Annotated in this window: 16 protein-coding genes and 2 pseudogenes; 10 read left to right on the top strand and 8 right to left on the bottom strand. The window is 40.9% G+C overall.

Features of this window, described 5'->3' with window-relative positions; genetic code table 11:
- Nucleotides 1-353: 353 nt before the first annotated feature.
- From V7K85_RS11935 to V7K85_RS11925, 3 genes are all read right to left on the bottom strand, one after another.
- Nucleotides 354-1,799 (bottom strand): PQQ-dependent sugar dehydrogenase, encoded by a 1,446-nt coding sequence (locus V7K85_RS11935; RefSeq protein ID WP_334813820.1) that lies wholly within the window; start codon nucleotides 1,797-1,799, stop codon nucleotides 354-356.
- 794 nt (nucleotides 1,800-2,593) lie between these two features.
- Nucleotides 2,594-3,400 (bottom strand): pentapeptide repeat-containing protein, encoded by an 807-nt coding sequence (locus V7K85_RS11930; protein WP_334813818.1) that lies wholly within the window; start codon nucleotides 3,398-3,400, stop codon nucleotides 2,594-2,596.
- A 10-nt stretch (nucleotides 3,401-3,410) separates the two neighbouring features.
- Nucleotides 3,411-4,052, bottom strand: coding sequence for a hypothetical protein (locus V7K85_RS11925; protein ID WP_334813816.1), 642 nt, complete (start codon nucleotides 4,050-4,052; stop codon nucleotides 3,411-3,413).
- Nucleotides 4,053-4,917: 865 nt separating this feature from the next.
- Here V7K85_RS11925 and V7K85_RS11920 point away from each other — a divergent pair.
- Nucleotides 4,918-5,973, top strand: a complete 1,056-nt coding sequence (locus V7K85_RS11920; RefSeq protein WP_334813815.1) for a DUF1350 family protein — start codon at nucleotides 4,918-4,920, stop codon at nucleotides 5,971-5,973.
- A gap of 529 nt (nucleotides 5,974-6,502) precedes the next feature.
- Here the strand turns inward: V7K85_RS11920 and argC are convergent.
- A complete protein-coding gene (argC, locus tag V7K85_RS11915; RefSeq protein WP_334814016.1) occupies nucleotides 6,503-7,519 on the bottom strand; it encodes an N-acetyl-gamma-glutamyl-phosphate reductase in 1,017 nt (338 codons plus the stop codon).
- A gap of 849 nt (nucleotides 7,520-8,368) precedes the next feature.
- Here argC and V7K85_RS11910 point away from each other — a divergent pair.
- Nucleotides 8,369-9,535: a choice-of-anchor tandem repeat GloVer-containing protein gene (locus V7K85_RS11910; RefSeq protein WP_334813813.1), complete on the top strand. Its 1,167-nt coding sequence runs from the start codon at nucleotides 8,369-8,371 to the stop codon at nucleotides 9,533-9,535.
- Between the two features lie 320 nt (nucleotides 9,536-9,855).
- On the opposite strand, the gene glpK is transcribed toward V7K85_RS11910, so the two are convergent.
- Together glpK and V7K85_RS11900 are read right to left on the bottom strand one after the other, a co-directional pair.
- Nucleotides 9,856-11,370 carry a glycerol kinase GlpK gene (gene glpK, locus V7K85_RS11905; RefSeq protein ID WP_334813811.1) on the bottom strand — a complete coding sequence of 505 codons (1,515 nt, stop codon included), beginning with the start codon at nucleotides 11,368-11,370 and terminating at the stop codon, nucleotides 9,856-9,858.
- Nucleotides 11,371-11,886: 516 nt separating this feature from the next.
- A pseudogene (locus tag V7K85_RS11900) lies at nucleotides 11,887-12,941 on the bottom strand (IS630 family transposase).
- A 78-nt stretch (nucleotides 12,942-13,019) separates the two neighbouring features.
- Between V7K85_RS11900 and V7K85_RS11895 the strand changes: the two are divergent.
- The 4 genes from V7K85_RS11895 (at nucleotide 13,020) to V7K85_RS11880 (ending at nucleotide 15,376) form a co-directional block, all read left to right on the top strand.
- Nucleotides 13,020-13,397 carry a hypothetical protein gene (locus tag V7K85_RS11895; protein ID WP_334813810.1) on the top strand — a complete coding sequence of 126 codons (378 nt, stop codon included), beginning with the start codon at nucleotides 13,020-13,022 and terminating at the stop codon, nucleotides 13,395-13,397.
- Between the two features lie 9 nt (nucleotides 13,398-13,406).
- On the top strand, nucleotides 13,407-13,601 hold the full coding sequence (locus tag V7K85_RS11890; protein WP_334813808.1) for a hypothetical protein: 195 nt from the start codon (nucleotides 13,407-13,409) through the stop codon (nucleotides 13,599-13,601).
- A 214-nt stretch (nucleotides 13,602-13,815) separates the two neighbouring features.
- Nucleotides 13,816-14,931, top strand: a complete 1,116-nt coding sequence (locus tag V7K85_RS11885) for a carboxylate-amine ligase (protein WP_334813806.1) — start codon at nucleotides 13,816-13,818, stop codon at nucleotides 14,929-14,931.
- A 253-nt stretch (nucleotides 14,932-15,184) separates the two neighbouring features.
- Nucleotides 15,185-15,376, top strand: a complete 192-nt coding sequence (locus V7K85_RS11880; protein WP_334813804.1) for a hypothetical protein — start codon at nucleotides 15,185-15,187, stop codon at nucleotides 15,374-15,376.
- Here the strand turns inward: V7K85_RS11880 and V7K85_RS11875 are convergent.
- Nucleotides 15,358-15,570, bottom strand: coding sequence for a hypothetical protein (locus V7K85_RS11875; protein ID WP_334813802.1), 213 nt, complete (start codon nucleotides 15,568-15,570; stop codon nucleotides 15,358-15,360). The two genes, V7K85_RS11880 and V7K85_RS11875, sit on opposite strands and share 19 nt — an antisense overlap.
- Before the next feature lie 66 nt (nucleotides 15,571-15,636).
- On the opposite strand from V7K85_RS11875, the gene bchM reads away from it, so the two are divergent.
- From bchM to V7K85_RS11855, 4 genes are all read left to right on the top strand, one after another.
- Nucleotides 15,637-16,323, top strand: a complete 687-nt coding sequence (bchM, locus tag V7K85_RS11870) for a magnesium protoporphyrin IX methyltransferase (protein ID WP_334813800.1) — start codon at nucleotides 15,637-15,639, stop codon at nucleotides 16,321-16,323.
- A gap of 248 nt (nucleotides 16,324-16,571) precedes the next feature.
- A complete protein-coding gene (locus V7K85_RS11865) occupies nucleotides 16,572-17,051 on the top strand; it encodes a hypothetical protein (protein WP_334813798.1) in 480 nt (159 codons plus the stop codon).
- A gap of 86 nt (nucleotides 17,052-17,137) precedes the next feature.
- Entirely contained in the window at nucleotides 17,138-17,518 is a 381-nt protein-coding gene (locus tag V7K85_RS11860) for a DUF423 domain-containing protein (RefSeq protein ID WP_334813796.1), read from the top strand.
- A 383-nt stretch (nucleotides 17,519-17,901) separates the two neighbouring features.
- A complete protein-coding gene (locus V7K85_RS11855; protein WP_334813794.1) occupies nucleotides 17,902-18,162 on the top strand; it encodes a hypothetical protein in 261 nt (86 codons plus the stop codon).
- A 662-nt stretch (nucleotides 18,163-18,824) separates the two neighbouring features.
- Here the strand turns inward: V7K85_RS11855 and V7K85_RS11850 are convergent.
- Nucleotides 18,825-19,340: pseudogene (locus V7K85_RS11850) on the bottom strand (nucleotidyltransferase domain-containing protein).
- Nucleotide 19,341: the final 1 nt, after the last annotated feature.

Below are 19,341 nucleotides of genomic sequence, written 5' to 3'. Positions count from 1 at the left end.
GTACTAGTTTAATGTTTGCAGATAGTTTAATTACACTGATTTTAATCGAGATGGTTTAGGTGCGATTACCTGTGAGGTTGCATAGAACAAGGGGCTTAAGCCCCTTGTTTCACCAAGCCTGACGCCCAAAAGGCAATTAGAAGTGCAGCTATTGAGTTTATTGAAAATGTTCAAAATTTCCTGAAGTTTTAGCCATGCCTTCAAATGACTGGAATTTCGACTAAGTAATGCAAAAATATCCAGTCTGCTTTATCTCAATACGCTTGGGATAAGCCTATTTTTCTTCCCCTGCCTCCCCTGCTTCCACTGCCTGCCTACACTGAGGAATTTTCTTAACCCAAGCGTATTGTGCTTTATTTAGTGGGCATAGTAATTTCCCAAATTCCTTCATTTCCACCATATTCCAGAACATAAATTTTATTGCCGATAATCTCAGTATCAATGGGATTACTAAAACCTTTGACAATGCGCGTGGCGTTAAGTTTATAGTTGGTAGTTCCTACTTTAGTTAACTTTAAATGCAGTAGGTCTTGGCTGGCATCTTTAAAAGGACCTGCTATTGTTTCGCCAGTGGGGTCGCCTGGTGTCCAACTCAACATGAATCCATCTTTGTTGAATTCTGGACTCATTACTCCTTTCGTATCAAAAACTAAACCCAAAGGAGAACGATGTGATGTAAAAGTGCTCACACTTTGCCCCAGCACACTGGCATCTTTGACTTTGCCATCTACAGGATCACGGTAACTGTCTGCGTCTGGGCCAAAATTAGGAATTGGTTCAATTAAGTTTCCAGGTCGACTAGGAAAGGTTGGATCGTTACGATAGTAGCCTTTTATGACTGCGCCAAATATTGGGTTTAACAAACGGTCTTTGGCAGGATTATAATTGGGGAATTGTTGTGGGTTGTCTGTCCCACCAATACGCCAGGGGAAGCCGTAATTACCACCTAGACGTAGCCAATTTAATTCTTCTGACATGTCGCGATCAGGACCATTTTCTGTGCCAAATAAATCCCCATTGGGTGCAAAAGCCATATCGAAAGTATTACGTGTTCCTTCTGCAAAAATATAGCCAGCTGTCTTTAAGGTTGCTCGATTGTTTACAAGAAAGAGATTATTGCCATTACTAGGAAGGCGGAGTATACAGGCGGTTAATCCTACTTCGCGAGTATTGGGATATTTACCACCATCAGACTGAACTTCACCGTGATCAGTACGAGAACCGCTATTTACATAGATAAAGTTACCATCCGGGCTAACAACCACGCCGTTGAGGCGATGATCATAGGCTGTTTTGCTTTTGGGATAGCTTGCACTCTGAGCTAAGATAGACCAGATGCGCCCTCCTGTACTCGAATTAATTACGCCTTTAACAATAATTCCTTTGGTCTGGTCATTCACAACGTCTGCATTGCCAACCAAATAAATTGTACCGTTAGGACCAATGGCCATACCTTCAGTCTCAGTTAGATTATGATTACTAGAGTTGTAGACAAGTGTCTTAGTAGAGGAGCCTAAATTGACTTGATAAATCTCACCATTTCGTTTGAGGTAATAGAGAGTATTGTTTCGTGGATCTTTTGCAATCCGAACAGAAGGAGAAACCGATAATGTATTGAGAATATTGCGAATCTTAATATCAGAACGCAAGGCTTCAGGTGCAGCATTTACTCCGGTAGTGCCATGATTTAATATGATTATTGTAAATAACAGAATCTTGGCAGCGGAAAAGCACCTTTTTAGAGCTAAATTACCGATAAATCTGCGTTGTTCTGGCTTGGATGATTTAGTGCTATTCATTATTTTGTTCATACAATAGTTAGGTGATTTTGTTGGTAAATCTTCTTGAGCAGGGAAAAGTTTTTAGAGATTACGGCGTGAAATGAGCAATAGGTAATAACTTTTAAATAGTCTATTGTCGAGTAAAAAAATACACGCCATTGTGTCCTTCTAGCCAGCAGTAAAAGTATCCTTGAAAATACTAATTATTGATTTGGTTAGTTGATTATGCAAATGGTAAGTAATTGAATTAGACCAAAATTTGTTTATTTTAATTATTTGTTTTCCTCAGATTTTTTATTTTTAAACTCACCTGTAATTATTTAATTATCATGAGCGAAAGGTTACGTCAAATTCTTTACCAAATCTTAAAAATGTAAAATTTATGATTATTGATAGTGTTAGAAATTTTTGTAACCTTTCATTAAGTCTTTTTTTAAACATACTGTTTTTTTAGTACAATACACAAAAATTTTCAGCTTCATACAGGATTGTAGTTAACTTATATTTCAATATGTATTTTTATTTGCCGAAAACAGATTTATATGTTATAAAAATATATTTAAGAAAACATAAGTTAAATTGATAGATTATCCAGAGCATTTTTTAGCTCAATAACACTTAAGCTTTACAGAAATTTTATATGCTTATTTTAAGTACTAAAACTTATTCTAGGAAAGGATTCCCTAAAAAGCGTTGTGCTAAATTCAAGCTTAATGAACCTAATTAACTCAGCAAGGCTGGGTAATTTTTCAGCACAAATTAGTTTAAATTCCAGAAAATGAATCTAAACGTCAATTACTTTTTTTTATAAACTAATTGTGCCTTGAAGCGTCAGGCATGATTGCCTCCTGAAGATTTACGCCGCTGAGGTGAGCTAACCTAAGGTCAGCTCCTCTAAGGTTAGCTCCTCTGAGATTCGCCCCTGCCAAATTTGCGCCTCTAAGGTTAGTCCAACTCAAATCAGCTTGACTCAAATCAGCTTCACTTAGGTTAGCCCGCAGCAGATAAGCACCACTTAGGTGAGCCTTGTTCAGATTAGCTTTGTAAAGGTCAGTTTTATAAAGATAAGCCCCTAACATTTCCGCCTCGTACAAACTTGCCTCGCTAAGGTCAGCTGCAATCAAGTTAGCTTCAGTAAGGTTGGCAAAAGAGAGATTAGTCCGGATTAACTTCGCTGCACCTAAATCGGCATCTCTCAAGTTAGCGCCTCTTAAGTCAGTTCCAATTAGATTAGCATGAGCGATCGCAGCGCCTCTAAGATTCGCCTCACTCAAGTCAGCTCCAATCAAATTGGCATGACTCAAATCTGCCTGCGTAAGTATAGCATTACTCAAGTTAGCAACACTTAAGTTAGCATCACTCAGGTTAGCCTCAACGAGGAAGGCTTTGTAGAGGTTGGCACTACTCAGGTCAGCACCACTGAGATTTGCTCGCACCAGTAAAGCATTACCCAAATCCACCTTGCTCAAGTTTACCCCCTGAAGGTTTGCGCCTCTGAGGTTATCCCCTTGCAGGTTTGCAGCGCTCAGGTCTGGTTCAATCTGAGGATTTTTCTTTCTCCACTCAATCCATGTAACTGCACCTGCTTTCAATAAAGCTAGATGCTCTCGATTTGCCATTTTCTCTTTTTTACTCCTGACGCCCACCCAGAGGATTTGCCCGACCAGCTACACTTTCAATCGCCGTTAACGCTCCCGCCGCACCTGCTAGAATATCTTGTTCTTTTCCACCTAAGTAAAGCCGTCCAAAGCTGCCTACAGCTTGAACCTCAAGGATGTTAATCGCCGCCGCTTTCTCAGCTTCATTGGCAGCCAGTGCGGCGTAAGCAGCAGGCTCAACTTCTAATACATACAAAGTTTGCCCTGCTAGTAGTAGCTGTCCCCGTCGCGTGCGATTAATCAGTTGTGTTTGGTAAGCATCGATGTTGCGGATAATCTGGCTAGAAATAACCCGCGGTTTGAGACATTCCTCTCTTCGGACTCCCAATGCCGCCAAAATGGCTTGACCAGCAGCTCGCGTTTCGCCTTGGGAGGCAGAATGAACTTCCAATAGTCCGTATAGTCGTTCAACTATCTGTACTCCCGGACGGACAGAGGCAGCTTTCAGGGCTATATCCGTAATTTTATTAATTTCGATACCAGGAGAGATTTCAATCCACAGTGATGTATCCCCTGGTAATGGTAAGAAGCCTTGGGCTACTGTTCCCATATATGCTGCATGTTGAGGTTGCAGGCTGTCGAGAAATACGAAACTGCGTAGCTCTATTCCCAAGATTTTGCTCTCCAGTCATAAGGGTAAAAGTTATCTATTGCAAGATATGAGCGCCTAACTTGGGGCATTTTTGCCACAAGACAAGGATGGAAAAACACAAAGTATAAAAATTTTGCTGTCGATAAATCTTACACCTGAGAAGTATTCTGGCAGTAAAAACCGCCTTGACAATTGTACAAGCTTTATTATGCACAAATCGCTGCCTGCAATGCCTAAATCGAGCAATGCTTGGCTTCATTTACTGATAAATTTGATGTGACAAAAAAGCTTTTAGCTAAACTGAAGCGGAAAAAGTTCACTGGACTTGTGCCGATATCTTCAAAATGCTGCCAAAACCGCAGCCAATCAAACTGATAGTGCTAAGATTTACATATTGACAAAGTAGGCAAAAAGTGCTGTAAGTGTAAACAAGGAAATAACAGGCTATTCGCTAATTAACTTTGACTGGCAGGGTAATCACAAACTCAGTCCTTTCACCTGAAGTTGAATGAACTGCGATCGCAGCAAGATTATCTGATCGAATACAAGTGGTAAAATTCCAGTATCTCTCAAACATTTTTACCCCCAGCCTCTTTTTGACCGAGTTCAGATATTACTCTGGCTAAAGAAATTGCCGAAATCTAAAAGAGTCTATTAGAAGTTTTGCGCCAATTCAATTTTACTATTGAACTACACTATTCCCTACTCCTTATTCCCTTTCATAAATGTGAATGCTGTAAGCTTTGAGAACCACTTGCATTTACTATGTTACCAAGGTGAACATCTCAGTTTTGCAAAAAATCTTTTAAATAATCCGAAAAGCAGCAACCTAAGTTTGGAGATTAAGTATACACCTACCAAAATGAGATGCACTCATTGCTAAGTCATGGTAAATGCAAATTTAAAACTGAGATTTAAACCCGTTTCTCACAGTTGGGTTGCTCTACATCCACAGCCTAAAGGGGTAATTCAATTTATTGCAGGGGCTTTCTTTGGTACTTTTGGCCCCATGCTTTTCTATCGCTATCTGCTTCAATCTCTATTCGAGCAGGGATATACGATTATTCTTCTGCCGTTTAATTTTAGTTTTAACCATTATGTAGAAGCTGGTTTTCTCATGAGAGAGCAGTATGAAATTTTGCCAGAGCTTGTAAGGATGGCAAATGTTGCAGGATATGATTATGAAGCCTATCTAGATGATAAAAACTTTTCTTGGATTGGACATAGCCTTGGCTGTAAATATATCTCCCTCTTAGAAGGATTTACTGCCTTACCTTCAAAGCCTCAAGATAGAAAACAGTTTATTCGGAGCCTGTTATCTAATACTTCGGATGAGTCACAGATAGAAAGTGTCATTGCAGATGTTAACATTCTCTTTGATGATCTGACGCGAAAAACTGCGGAAGTTAAAAAATTAATTTATACTTACGTGCATCGGAATATCAAAATTAAGAGTGTCTTTATTAAGGGGCAAGTTTCTATCCTCTTAGCACCTGATATTAGCGATACAGCTAGCGCAATTCGTCCGCAATTTTTAGCAGATATCATCGATAATCTTGGCTGGGGTGTAAAACCAACCCCTGAAGAAACCAAGAACTTAATCAAGGATAGTGGGCTATTTAATATCATGGGTTTAGTCTGTTTTAAGTCTGATAATATTGCTAAATTAACCTGTAAATGGTTTAGTAAAATTCTAAAAAAACCACCCCAAGAGTTTCTGAAATCTTTAGAGGGCGGACATTTAAAACCTTTAGGTATCCAACTAGGCAAGTATGTTATTAATCTTTTTGATAAACCTTTGATTGAATCAGTTCAAGAACGAAATAGAGGCTTTGATCATTATGTAATTCAATTGCTTGAGGAACTGAAAAAAGAATCACCAAAAAAAAGTACTGAAAGTTCCAAAATCATTAAGTCAATAATATCAGGTTCGCATAAGTAGTTATGCTAACCACAGCCAATAACCCCACCCCGCCCTTGCGGTTTCCCAAGCTGAATTCTTAACGGTAGTTTCCCCTGATGCCTTTATTCTATTTTGCTGAAGTCGATTTCAATACAATACGCTTGGGTTAAGGATAATTGTAGGTTAAGGTTTTTGGCTTTAACCCAAGCGTATTGGATTTCAATAAGCATTCAAGCATATTGCTTTCTCAAAATGCTTGAATGCTTTCTCATTTCGGTAGATTTAGCAAGCAAAAAGGCATATTGCTTTCTCAAAAGGCTTGAATGCTTTCTCATTTCGGTAGATTCAACAAGCAAAAAAGCATATTGCTTTCTCAAAAGGCTTGAATGCTTTCTCATTTCGGTAGATTCAACAAGCAAAAAGGCATATTGCTTTCTCAATTTGCCTTTTTGCTTTTTCAAATGGGTAATTTACGCACTAATAATAGTTATCGCTGTCTAGCACAAGCCATTAGTCATTGAGCATGGAGTAAAAGTCATACTCCCTTTTCCTTATGCCTAACGCTCTTTCATAACAATCCCAACTCTTCTGGAAAACCGAGCATGATGTTTAAGTTTTGGATTGCGGCTCCCGATGCGCCCTTACCCAAGTTGTCAAGACGAGCAACTAGCAACGCTTCTTTAGTAGTGTCATTGGCGAATACAAAAACCTGAACAATATTAGTGCCGTTGATTGCGTAGGCGTAGCCCGCACTTCGGCTGCGCTCAGTGACCGTCGTAGACATCGCATCCAGAAACGTTCCGTCTCGCAGCAGAGTAGAATCTTGGAATGGCGCAACCTGCACGAACTTTTCACTTTGGTAGTAGTCAGCAACTGCTTGATAAATCACCTCACCTGATGGTGGATTATCCAAAATGCCTAGCGGCAAAGGCACCTGCACCAACATCCCCTGCTCAAAATCTCCCACTGCCGGTACGAACAGCGGCGGCGATGCTAACCCCGAAAAGTAATGCATTTCCTTAACGTGCTTATGCCCAAACTGCAAACCGTAGATGCCATAAGGATAGAGCGACTCTTCCCCAGCTTGCTGTTCGTGGAAGGTATGGTACTGTTTGATCAGATTCTTTCCGCCACCAGAGTAACCTGATACTGCATTAACGGTAATCGGAAAATTACTCTTCAGGAGTCCCTTGGCAATCAACGGACGGATACAGGCTAAAAATCCTGTAGGATAACAGCCTGGATTGCTGACAAACTGGGCGCTAGCGATTTTCTCTCGCTGTCCTGGATTTAGTTCAGGAAAGCCATATACCCAGCCTTTAGCTGTGCGATGGGCACTACTAGCATCAAGGATCTTAACCGTACTACTACTGACTAAGCTAACAGCTTCGCGGGCTGCGTCATCAGGTAGGCAGAGAATCACAACATCGACGGCATTGATTAGCTTGGCTCGCTCAGTTGCATCCCTATGTTTAGATGCCTCAATGCTAACTAACTCGACGTCATCCCGTTGGCTGAGGCGTGAGTAAATCTGTAAGCCTGTGGTTCCCGATTCCCCATCAATAAAAATCTTAGGTTTAGTAATCATGCGTCCAGCATCCTGATCTATAAGTAGTATTATTTGCATCTAAAGGATAATAATCCTTTAATAGCAAGGGTTTGAGCATTTGATAATTTAGGCTATTTTTTAATCAATATCCTTATGCAGCAAGGATTATACAAATTACGTGCGTTTGCTCTGGTATTCTCCCTTAGTTTTTTTCAAAAATCAAATCGGATTCCTGTAGCAAAGCTAAAAATTAAATTAAAATTTTTTGTGTTGCTCACGACATCTAAAAAATAATGAGTATGTTATGTTACTAAACGAAATCATAAATGATCTCATTTTCAGCAATTAACTTAAGTGTGAATACAGCCATTGGGGTATAGGCAGCCAGAGGATTTCTGAATTCTTTCTGACCAAGACTATACCAAAATTCCTGCTGAGTTCTCACTAAAATCTGGTTGAAATAACGAATTTATAGTACGTGATCTCACAAATTAGTTGTGAGATCACGTATTACAAAATCCGTTCAGTCAATCTATTGTAGCTATTTTCAATTGTATGGAATACATATCTGTTGAGGAGTGCAAAGTCTTGCGCCCCATAGCATATTGCATCCATACGAAAATCGCTATACCCAGTCTCAGGGAGATTCATAAAAATAAATCTCCAGCCTGATTAATAACGAATAACCGACTACACCCACAGTGAAACCACGTTCTGTAAAGCAGTTCCCTAGCACTTCCCTACGGAACGCTCCGCGTAGCTTGCTTCCACGAAGTGGTACGTGGAAGCAAGCTGCGCGTAGGGTCTCGTCCACCAGAAGGGTAGGCTGGAGATTTATTTCGGATTTGTGTGTGAGCAAATTTTTGTAGGAGTTAAGTGAACAAGATGAATCTGTGCAAACAACGTCAAAACAAAAATAGAGTATTGGTTTTAACTTCCCTGGCTGTGTTGGCGTCTCCATTAGTATTGCCCTTGCAACAAGCTTTTGCAGGAACATTAACAACCGTTGTAAATTTCAACGGTACTAATGGAGCGACCCCAAGAGCAGGTGTGTTTGCAGGGAAGGATGGCAATCTTTATGGAACCACTTCCGCAGGTGGTTCGCAAAGTAAAGGAACAGCATTCAAATTAACTGGTTCTACTTTAAGTACTCTGACTACACTAGTTAACTTCACTGGAACCAATGGAACTAACCCAGTTGCTAGATTATTCCAGGCAAGTGATGAGAATCTATATGGTGCAACCTTTACAGGTGGTACAAATAACCTTGGTACGGTGTTTAAGTTAGGAAAAACAACTTTTACAACCCTGACAACCCTTTTAAATTTCAATGGCACTAATGGAGCTAACCCAGCAGCTCGATTGATTTCAGGTAGCGATGGCAGCTTGGTGGGGATAACTTCTGCCGGTGGGGTCAACAGTAAAGGAACTGTATTCAAGATTCCTGTGACTGGTGGTGTCCCCACTACCTTAGTTAATTTCAATGGTACTAATGGAGCAACTCCATTAGGAAGGTTGCAATTAGGTAGTGACAAAAACTACTATGGCACCGCCTCAGCAGGTGGAGCAACTAATAATGGTGTGGTATACAAGTTAACTCCCGCAGGAGCAATAACTTCATATAACTTCAGTGGCGCTAATGGGCGAAATCCTCGGGCTGCATTAATTGAATCTGATAAATTTCTCTATGGCCCAAGTTTTCTGGGTGGAGCCAGTAATCAAGGAGCTATATTTAGGTTTCCGCTCGGTGGCGGTACACCAGTTTTAGTTGCCAGTTTTAATGGTAGCAATGGGGCCAACCCCACAGGTGGACTCACAAAAGGAAGCGACGGTAACTTCTACGGTACGACTTCTACAGGTGGTGCAAATAATAAAGGAGGCATCTATCGGTTGACACCTGGAGGAACCATCACTTTGTTATTTAGTTTTAATGGCACAAATGGGGCAACGCCAGAGTCTACCCTAATTCAACTTGCTAATGGTGCATTTTATGGTACCACCTCTACTGGTGGTGCTTCTGGACAAGGAACCGTGTTTAAATTTACACCATAGCTTCAAATACAATCTACGTGCCAAATAAATAGTAGAATGTAGATTTGAAAAATAGACCTCTTGCATAAATCAAAAATAAGAACCCCACCCCGCCAAAGCTACGCTTTGTCTCCCCTAAGAGCAAGCTCTTAGGGGTTGGGGGTGGGGTGTTAGGAACTTTTGCAAGAGGTCTAATGTAGGTTTTTCCACTTTCAGATAGGCAGTAACTGTGACTATCTGAAAGTGGAATTGCTGCATTCCCAGACAACCAAATATCTTGATGATGGAGCAAAACAATTAACATGCTATGAATTTTGCTTCAACTCCTTTTTAGTGAAGGGCTACTCTTCCCAAGCGAGAGTGCGTTTCACTGCCTTTTGCCAAATAGCAAAATTGGACAATGGGTCATCGCTCCCCGGCTCAAACACACGTTCAATTTGCCGTTGCTGCACCAATGCTTCATAGCTCTCCCAAAATCCTACAGCTAAACCTGCTGCAAATGCTGCACCCTGAACTGTCGTATCGCGCATTGTCGGACGTTCAACTGGAATACCCAACACATCAGCCTGGAACTGCATTAGGAAATTATTCTCGCAAGCACCACCATCTACAGTTAATTGACCAACTGGAGTACTGCTAGATGCATTTATCGCCTGCACCACCTCCAGAACTTGATAGGCGATCGCTTCCAACACGGCGCGAACTAGATGCTCTGGTTGTACACTGGCGGTAATGCCGAAAAAGGCTCCCCTAGCGCTCATATCCCAGTAAGGTGCGCCCAGTCCACTAAATGCAGGCACAAAATAGACTCCGCCATTATCTTTTACCTGATTGGCCATCGCTTCAGTTTCAGCAGCAGTTTTAATCAGCTTCAGGTGATCGCGCAACCATTGAATACAAGCACCGCTAGTAAACATACTGCCTTCAAGAGCATAGCCTACATCTAAAGTCTCCCTTGGCTTCCCTTGAGTCCATGCCACTGTAGAAATGAGTTGATGCGGCGAGCGCACAATTTCAGAGCCTGTGTGAGCCAACAAAAAGCTACCAGTACCGTAAGTACATTTCATCAAACCAGGGCGATCGCAGCCATGACCAAATAGAGCCGCTTGTTGATCCCCTAAGATGGCAGCGATCGGAATTTCAGCGCCCAACAAAGTCGCATCAGTAACTCCAAAAACTCCTAAACTAGGCTGAATCTGGGGCAAAATATGAGCCGGAATCTGAAACAGATCCAGTAAAATCTCATCCCACTCACAGGTTTTGAGATTCATCAACATTGTACGGCTGGCGTTGCTGTGGTCAGTAGCATGGACTTTCCCACCTGTGAGGTTCCACAGCACCCAGCTATCAATGGTGCCTGCTAAGACATTGTTCAAATCAATATCGGTAAATTGGTCTAATAACCATCTGAGCTTAGTAGCAGAAAAGTAGGCATCGATAATTAATCCGGTGCGATCAGAAATTTCTTCAGCATACCCTTGCTGTTGCAACTGGTGGCAAAGGGGAGCAGTGCGGCGATCTTGCCAGACGATTGCTCTATGGAATGGTTTACCAGTAGTTTTGTCCCAAATCAAGCAGGTTTCACGCTGCACAGTTAGTCCCAAGGCTGCGATCGCTGATGGAGCAATCTGGGCATTCCCAATTGCAGTTTGCATCACCCAACAGGTATCCTGCCAGATTTTTTGAGGGTCATGCTCTAACCATCCTGGGTGAGGATAATACTGAGTTAGTTCTTTGTATGCCTGCCCAACAATCTTGCCGTCTGCGTTAAACACAAAGGCGCGGTTGCCTGTCGTACCTAAGTCCAATGCTAAGATGTAGCCCGATGATGGAGTTGTGTTGCAAAGTGTGTGCATAGCCGCTTTGACATGCTGCAATCGCGATTTTAGCAATACACGTCAAATTAGATATACATTATTTTGTGTACATTTTGAATTCCCTGTTTGCATAGCATTGCGCTTACTTTGCTGTGTCCGCGTCAAATCCCAGATCCTTCACAACGTTGCAGGACGCTATGCATTTTAATTATCTGTAAGTAGAGCGGCACAAAAAATCATTATATAAATGCTGCGAGCGAGGGAATATTACACACAACTTCATACAAGTTTTAGTATTAAATTTATGTGACAACGTACAAAGTGTCACTTGATTCAAGTCTGATTACGAGACGAAGGTTTTATAGTTCGCGTATAAAAAGTAATAGTAAAACTTAAAACCATCGAAATACAACAAAACTTTCGCATGTTCAAACCTAATGTAAATCGAAATGCACTACTAGCTCTATTGTTGCTTGTGCCAGTTCCGAGCATTGGTATTGCAACTCAACTGTATAAGTAAGTCGTGGAGAAAATTTATAAGTATGTAACAAACAATTAAGCAGAAGAGTTAAAGTTAAATCTTACACGCTGTGTACTGTAGTTTCCTTTTTCTCCTCTTGTTTGAACTCCATCAATGACAGCATAAGCAAGGTCTAACTCATCCTCAAAAGTTTTCGAGGCAAGTTCATCTTTTTTGAGGTGTTGCCACTCTAATTCAATTGGATTCATCTCAGAACAATATTTGGGTAAAAAGAAGATGTACAAACCCATGTCTTCCCACTTTGACCATAACTGCTGTACTTCTTTACACCGATGTATTGGCCCGTTATCCTGCACTATGACTCTGATGCGTCCATACTTTTGGGCAAGGGCTGCTTCAATCTCCATCATCTGAATATAAGATTTGCGTGAAACGCCTCCAATTACCAGACCGTAAACAAAACTAATTAACGGTTGAAGAAAGCCAATAATACTTAACCTTCGACCCCGACGCTTGCTTTGTTCTAAACGTTTTTGTTCGCCTCGGAAGTAATAACTGTAACTTGGTTCACTCCATGCACAAAAGCCTGATTCATCCATATACTTTAAATCTATTTCACCCACACCCGCAGATAATTCCAGTATTTCTAAGTCTGCCTGTTTGATTTGCTGTATTACTGGGTCTTGTTTTCCCTTGTGGCTTTTCCTCGTTCTTTTCCAAATCACCCCCTTTTTTTAAGTACCTGTCTTAACCAGTCAGGACTTAATTTGATGGAGCGTTGTTGTTCTAATTTTTGGGCTAATTGAACACTGTTGTATGTACGTGGTTCTTTCTCTAAACATTCTTCTAAAAAAACCATGTCACCTTCCACCCACCTTGATTTTCCTCCGCGCCCTGGTTTTTCCCAAAGTCCCTCTATTCCTAGTTCTTGCCATTTATGCAAGACTTCTCGTACTGTCTGTGCAGTCCAATTAAAGTGAGTCGCTATTTTTTATACATACCAACCATCTGCGCTCAATCTGATGACTTCTGCTCTGTCTTTTACCTTTTGGGGTACATCTGCTGTTCTCAGGTTAAAAAGAGTTTTATCTTGCTCTCTAGTCAGAAATACCCTTAAACGGCTGCCCATATCTCTGTTACCTTTATAGAAAAATTCTACGTATTTACTTATCTTTACATAGTTTGGTTTTTTCACCTCGTTCTACTTATGCTCCCTGGCTCGAAAGGACATTTAGTAGCTTTATTATCTAAAATTTGGTTGTTGGTAGTACCCATTATTTGGTTGTTATTTGTCGAGAAAGAGAATTTAAAAGTTCAATATCCCAAAGGACGCGATTTGTTAGCTGGAGTTGGGTTAGGGCTATTGATGCTATGCATCATCTTGATTGTTTATTGGTTTGGCAGCTTACTTCGACTGGCGTGCGACAACATTATGCTCATTGGGCGTGTTCCTAGCAGGGGCGATTTGGTCATGGTGCTACTTAACTTATTGCTCAATCTGGCCTGGATACATCAGCCATATTTTTGCAGATATAGCAATTTTCCTGATTGGCTGGCAACTTATCTTTTCTTAACAAAGATGTAATTACTCGAAATGCAGATATTTCTAGTATCGGTGAGAGCAGATTCTAACTATGGAATTGGCAATGAAGTTGTTCTTGGACTTCCATGTATCATTAGCTCAATAGGTATTGAACGCCAACTGGTGTTACCAAAAAATGCTCATCAACAACACTTATTAAAAGAGTCAGCCACCAAACTAAATAAAGCCTACAATTCGGGAGCATAATTAAAATGAACTCACATAGCCTGTCTGAAAATGCCCTTTTTGGAATAGACATCTTCAGAGGTGGCGGTTTGAACTTGTTCAAAACGAAAATTGAAACTAGAAGTTGACCCGATCGCAGGTTTATAGTTTCAACTCTTGCTAGGCATTTAGTTTGCTTTTATCGCCTAAAACCTCGTTTAATATTAAAAGTTGCTCCCTTACAGAGACATTTTATATGGCATCTCAGACAGAAGACTTCACTATCGGTGTCGAAGAAGAATACCAAATTATCAACCCGGTAACTCGTGAGCTTTGTTCGCGTCAACAGCAAATTTTAGAGATAGCCAACAAAGCTCTTGGGGAAGAGGTACAAGCTGAGGTTTATCTCTCGCAGATAGAGATTGGCACACCCGTCTGTAAAACGCTGGCGGAAGTCCGCGCAGAACTTGTACGTTTGCGGCGGGAAGTAATTGCAGCAGCAGCCAAAGACGGGAACAAAATTGCTGCCGCTGGGACGCACTCGTTCTCTTCGTGGTCAGAACAGCAGATTACGCCCAAAGAACGCTACCAAGGGCTGATGCGAGATTATCAGCAACTTACCCGTGAACAAATGATTTTTGGCTGTCACGTACACGTTGGGATTAGCGATCCTCAGATGGCACTTTGCGTCATGAACCGCGCCCGAATCTGGCTAGCACCCCTTCTGGCGCTAGCCGCTTCCTCGCCTTTTTGGATGGGCATGGATACAGGATATGCAAGTTACCGCACGGAAATTTGGGGCAGGTGGCCGATATCAGGGCCACCATTAATTTTTGAGTCATTTGCTGAATATCAAGCGCTTGCAGAAGCTTTAATCGCAACAGGGAGTATAGAGGAGGCAACAAAGATATACTGGGATGCGCGTCTTTCTGAGCGTTACCCAACAGTAGAATTTCGCGTCACAGATGTATGCATGACCGTAGACGAAGCGGTAATGGTTGCGGGACTGGTGCGTGCCTTGGCACGGACTTGTTACGAGCAAGCAAAAATAGACGAACCGTTCCCGGCTGCGCGCCACGAACTTATACGTGCTGCTCACTGGCGTGCTGCACGCTATGGATTGGATACAGAACTAATAGATATTGAAGCAATGCGTGCTGTCCCAGCGCCGGAGTTGCTTGAGAAGTTTCTAGCCTTCGTGCGGCCATCCCTAGAAGAGTATGGAGACTGGGAGGAGATTTCATCGCTTGTACAGCAGACGATGCAGCATGGGAATGGGGCAACACGGCAGCGTGAAGTGTACAAGCGTACAGAACGCCTAGAGGATGTAGTTGATTTCATCGTCGCCCAGACGGCGAAAGGTATTGCTTAACTTTTTATATGCCGACTTTAGCGCTCTTCCATGACTCTAAGTTCGACAAAATCCATTTTTTTGTAACGCGATAGTCCTGCTCCCTGGTTGCATGATCGCTATGGCTGAAACTATTGTGGGATGGTAGTTTGACTTTTGGAACTTCATAGATACATCTGTGAAGTTCCAAAAGTATTTGTCAAAAAGCCAGGATTTTGCCGGATAAATAAAACCGAGTTCCTAATTTTGGATAAAGTCGAGCTTAGAGCGTGCTTTGTTTTCCCAAGATGAAGATTTTCTTGCTGAAGCTAACCGTCGTCAAGACAAACAAATAAATTTTGCTGGTGTTATTTATGCTCATAAACTCAGAGTTACTGTTGGCGATTGTGTTCGTGATTTAGAAATTATTGCTAAAACAGCCTATCTTGGAGAATTAAGTAATCGTGTTCAATACTTACCTTTATAAGACTTGTGGAGAACATGACATGGAAACCATGCGATCGCTCTTGTCGATTCCCATCTAATGATACACTCATCACCTGACCCAACAGCGATCGCAATTAACCAATGCGGCGGGAAACTGAAAATACGGTGTCTGATGCCAAAGAAAAAACTTGCTCCAAGCCCATAGCCGCAAACTATATCTGGAAAAATCTGCAAGACCGCTCTTATGGGTTCCTATCAATGATAATTTTAAGCATTGGGAACCCTTAAAAATCAAAGTTTATGAACGCAGCCGACGAGAAAATGATTGTTCGTGAGTATTTCAATTCCACAGGGTTTGACCGTTGGAGGCGAATCTACGGCGATGGCGAAGTCAACAAAATCCAACTAGACATCCGCAATGGACACCAGCAAACCGTGGATACAGTTCTCGGCTGGCTGAAGGCTGATAACAATTTACCAGATTTATCAATTTGCGATGCAGGCTGTGGTGTAGGTAGTCTTAGCATCCCCCTAGCGGTAGATGGTGCCAAAGTGTATGCCACCGATATTTCAGAAAAAATGGTGGAAGAAGGCAAGCATAGAGCCAAGCAAACTTTGCAAAATACCGAAAATCCCACTTTTGCCGTGCAGGATTTGGAATCGTTGAGTGGTAGTTACCATACTGTTATTTGCTTGGATGTTCTCATCCACTATCCCCAAGAAAAAGCCGATGAGATGATTTCTCACCTCTGTTCTTTGGCACAGTCGCGGATAATTCTCAGTTTTGCGCCGAAGACCTGCGCCCTGAGTATACTCAAGAAAATTGGCAGTTTCTTTCCTGGGCCAAGTAAAGCGACTCGTGCATATTTACATCGTGAGGCTGATGTGGTAAGAATCTTGGAAAAAAATGGTTTTTCAGTGCAACGAAAGGCGATGACGAAGACTCGTTTTTATTTTTCCCGCCTACTTGAAGCTACACGTAAGTGAAGTTAGAATCGCAGCAGGATGAATACTATACCTTTGCTGCGATTTGACAATCTCAAGGTTTAACACTGGTAGGTATTGCAGTTGGCATCTAGTTCTGCTTTTTATCTTGGCGTAGGCGTAGTCCGCCCTTAGACATCGCTCTGATTGAAAGCATGAATAATTATTATAAAGGAAGCGATCGCACTCTAAAATCCCTTTGCGAAAGTCAGGTTAAAATCGCTAGCAAAGTTAAAATCTGAAGTGGAACTATGAAAACTGCTGAAAAATTGGCTGCCGGTTGGCTACTGACACTCGGATTCATGTTTGTAATGATATCAGCAACAGCGGCATTGGAAAAATTTGCTACACCTAAGGTGTACATACCAGTGAAAGATGGGTATGATTTTACCGCACCAAATGCTACTTATGAAGATGATAATGCTGCTGTTGGTGGTCTAATTTTTGGCATTCCTACTCTAACACTAGGCACATGGTTAGCATTGGGATTGTACCGTCAAAGCAGACAGGAGAAAAAGGCGCTTAATCAACAAGTTAGCGATCGCCTACAATTGATTTTTTATGAGATGCTACAAGAAAATCATGGGCGCGTAACTGTTTTAGGCTTTGCCATGCAGGCACAACTACCCGCAGCCCATGCTAGGCAATATTTAGATGAAAAAGCTAAAGACTTCAATGCAAACTTTAAGGTGAACGAAGAAGGGGCTGTATCATATCATTTTGATGTCTAATTGTCATTAGTCATTTGTCCTTTGTCATTTGTTATTCACTAATGACCAATGACTAATGACTAATAATCAACTTACGGCTAGGTCTAATGACGCAGATTTTTTTGAGCGTAGCTGCCATTTTAGGCGGTTTGTCAGTTGCTGCTGGTGCTTTTGCTTCCCATGCTTTACGGGAAAAACTTACTGAGCGATCGCTAGAAATTTTTGAGACTGGCGCTCGTTACCAAATGTATCATGCTCTAGCACTTTTTCTAGTAGCACTATTAATTAGTCGTACCGAGTTCCCTCAACCCACACTCGTAGCCAGTGGATGGCTGTTTATCATTGGCATTGCTATTTTCTCAGGTAGCTTGTACGCTCTTAGCTTAACCGGGATTAAATCCTTAGGAGCGATCGCACCACTAGGCGGTGCAGCCTTTCTTGCGGGTTGGGGTGCTTTAGCTTTTGCTGCTTGGAATTTGAAGTTGTAAAAAAGTTAGAAATGAGGAGTTAGGAGTTAAGAGTTTTTAACTCCTAATACCAATTCTCCATGAAGATGCACTTAATTTTTTAAACGAACCGCCAAGAACGCCAAGGAAGAGAAGAGTCATTATTTAGTGCAAGTTTACAGAGAATTGGTATAACTCCATTTCTTGGAGCTCAATTCCCTCCCTTTTAAGCAGGGAAAAGCAGGCTCAAGTATAAAAAGTAATAAAGCAACAAGAATATTTTCCAACAAACAGAATTGCCAAACTCCGAAAATTTATTTCCGTAATATTACAGAAGCCACGAATACAAATAAGTAATAAACTGCATAAGTATATTACTAAATAATAGATAAAAAAATTTTACATTCGTAATATCATTCAGACCTATGAAAAGGCGCAACTTTCTTTGGTATTCGCTACTGTTTGCTGCTTGTTGCATAACAGGAGTTACTTTTATTAATAATAGCTCATATCAAATGGCAATAACTGCACAAAAAAATCTAAAACTTGTAGTTACAGATGTTACTGGAATTAAAGACTTGCAACGATATTTTGGACTTTTTCGTACCACATTAGAAAAAATATTGGGCATAAAACTTGAGTTTTTTCCTGTAGAAAATACCACAGCAGCACCAGCACTGTTATAAGGTACTAGGTTAGGTTTAAGTATTTGTTATCAAAGAATTGACAAAAATAAAGGTTACATAGAAGTAATATTAAAACTTCAACAAGGAACAGAGTTTGTAATCGTCCTACCTATTAAGACACAAACAAATTAGTACCTTTACTCTCTAACCAACATAGAATTAAAAATCCGTCTGAAAAAGTTCTCTTTTTTAAAAAAGCTAAAAGTGAGGAGTTAATATCAAGTTTGGGTGATTACTTATAATAAAATCTCACAATGTAGGTTGGGTTACCCTTCAGGATCTTGCTACGTTCCTCAAACGCCATTTGCTATCATAGCGGGAACGCTAAGAGCGAACAACTCTTGGAAAGTACGCAACGCAGTGGCTCCCTAACCTACACATATTATAAGTGTTTAACCGAACCTGATATAAGAACTCATAATTCATAGCTCCTCGCTCTCAGGCGTAGCAACAAATTATGCAAAGCCACCTTAGCTGAAGGTACTTCAGGTAATGGACTGGATTCATAGGCCTCCTGCAACATATTACGCAGACGTTCATATTCTCTTTGATGAAAAGCTACATTAATATCTGACAAAATAGACTTTTCTGTGCTTGCTAGCTTTTGGACGATTAAATCATGAATATATGGTAAATTAAAAACCTCATTGAGCTTAATTAAATTAGCTTCTACTATACCCTGTTTGCATCAGATAAATCCCAGTCAATAGAACACGATACACATAAAGTAATGGCTTAATTCGATGCGTGTTTTCTTGATTAAAAAGTTTCCACTGTGTTGCCTAAAAACCAATATAATGGTAGCTATGATGACGGGTAATACAATTTTTGGCAATAAATTTTAATTCCTCATGTTCGGGTGAAATTGTTAATATTAAAGGTGAATACAGTTGTTCTAATACATAACCATTCTTTTTAAGTAGCATCAAAAAGAATTTTTTGACATCATGAGTGACTAAATCAATTTCTAAAGATTCGCAAACTTCTGAGACTTCAATAGTTTCATTCCCAGTCTCTAATCCCACCACTTTTTTAACTGGTAAAATATGCACACCACGCAAGTCATAATCAGAATCAGGTGACGGAAAACCATATAAGTGCGAACCACTGATGATGGTAAATAAAAGCGGGTAAGGCTGTTGCCCAATAATTGTGTTAATAGAAGGTGGAATATTCATA

Source organism: Nostoc sp. (assembly GCF_036917615.1).
GTDB lineage: Bacteria > Cyanobacteriota > Cyanobacteriia > Cyanobacteriales > Nostocaceae > Nostoc.
Note: the sequence above shows the minus strand (reverse complement) of the source record. Positions and strands in the feature narration are given on the sequence as shown.

What these genes read in the sequence shown, in the direction of transcription:
- V7K85_RS11935 (WP_334813820.1), bottom strand. Translation starts at nt 1,799, where the DNA reads ATGAATAGCACTAAATCATCCAAGCCAGAACAACGCAGATTTATCGGT.
- V7K85_RS11930 (WP_334813818.1), bottom strand. Translation starts at nt 3,400, where the DNA reads ATGGCAAATCGAGAGCATCTAGCTTTATTGAAAGCAGGTGCAGTTACA.
- V7K85_RS11920 (WP_334813815.1), top strand. Translation starts at nt 4,918, where the DNA reads ATGGTAAATGCAAATTTAAAACTGAGATTTAAACCCGTTTCTCACAGT.
- V7K85_RS11910 (WP_334813813.1), top strand. Translation starts at nt 8,369, where the DNA reads ATGAATCTGTGCAAACAACGTCAAAACAAAAATAGAGTATTGGTTTTA.
- glpK (WP_334813811.1), bottom strand. Translation starts at nt 11,370, where the DNA reads ATGCACACACTTTGCAACACAACTCCATCATCGGGCTACATCTTAGCA.
- V7K85_RS11895 (WP_334813810.1), top strand. Translation starts at nt 13,020, where the DNA reads ATGCTCCCTGGCTCGAAAGGACATTTAGTAGCTTTATTATCTAAAATT.
- V7K85_RS11890 (WP_334813808.1), top strand. Translation starts at nt 13,407, where the DNA reads ATGCAGATATTTCTAGTATCGGTGAGAGCAGATTCTAACTATGGAATT.
- V7K85_RS11885 (WP_334813806.1), top strand. Translation starts at nt 13,816, where the DNA reads ATGGCATCTCAGACAGAAGACTTCACTATCGGTGTCGAAGAAGAATAC.
- bchM (WP_334813800.1), top strand. Translation starts at nt 15,637, where the DNA reads ATGAACGCAGCCGACGAGAAAATGATTGTTCGTGAGTATTTCAATTCC.
- V7K85_RS11865 (WP_334813798.1), top strand. Translation starts at nt 16,572, where the DNA reads ATGAAAACTGCTGAAAAATTGGCTGCCGGTTGGCTACTGACACTCGGA.
- V7K85_RS11860 (WP_334813796.1), top strand. Translation starts at nt 17,138, where the DNA reads ATGACGCAGATTTTTTTGAGCGTAGCTGCCATTTTAGGCGGTTTGTCA.
- V7K85_RS11855 (WP_334813794.1), top strand. Translation starts at nt 17,902, where the DNA reads ATGAAAAGGCGCAACTTTCTTTGGTATTCGCTACTGTTTGCTGCTTGT.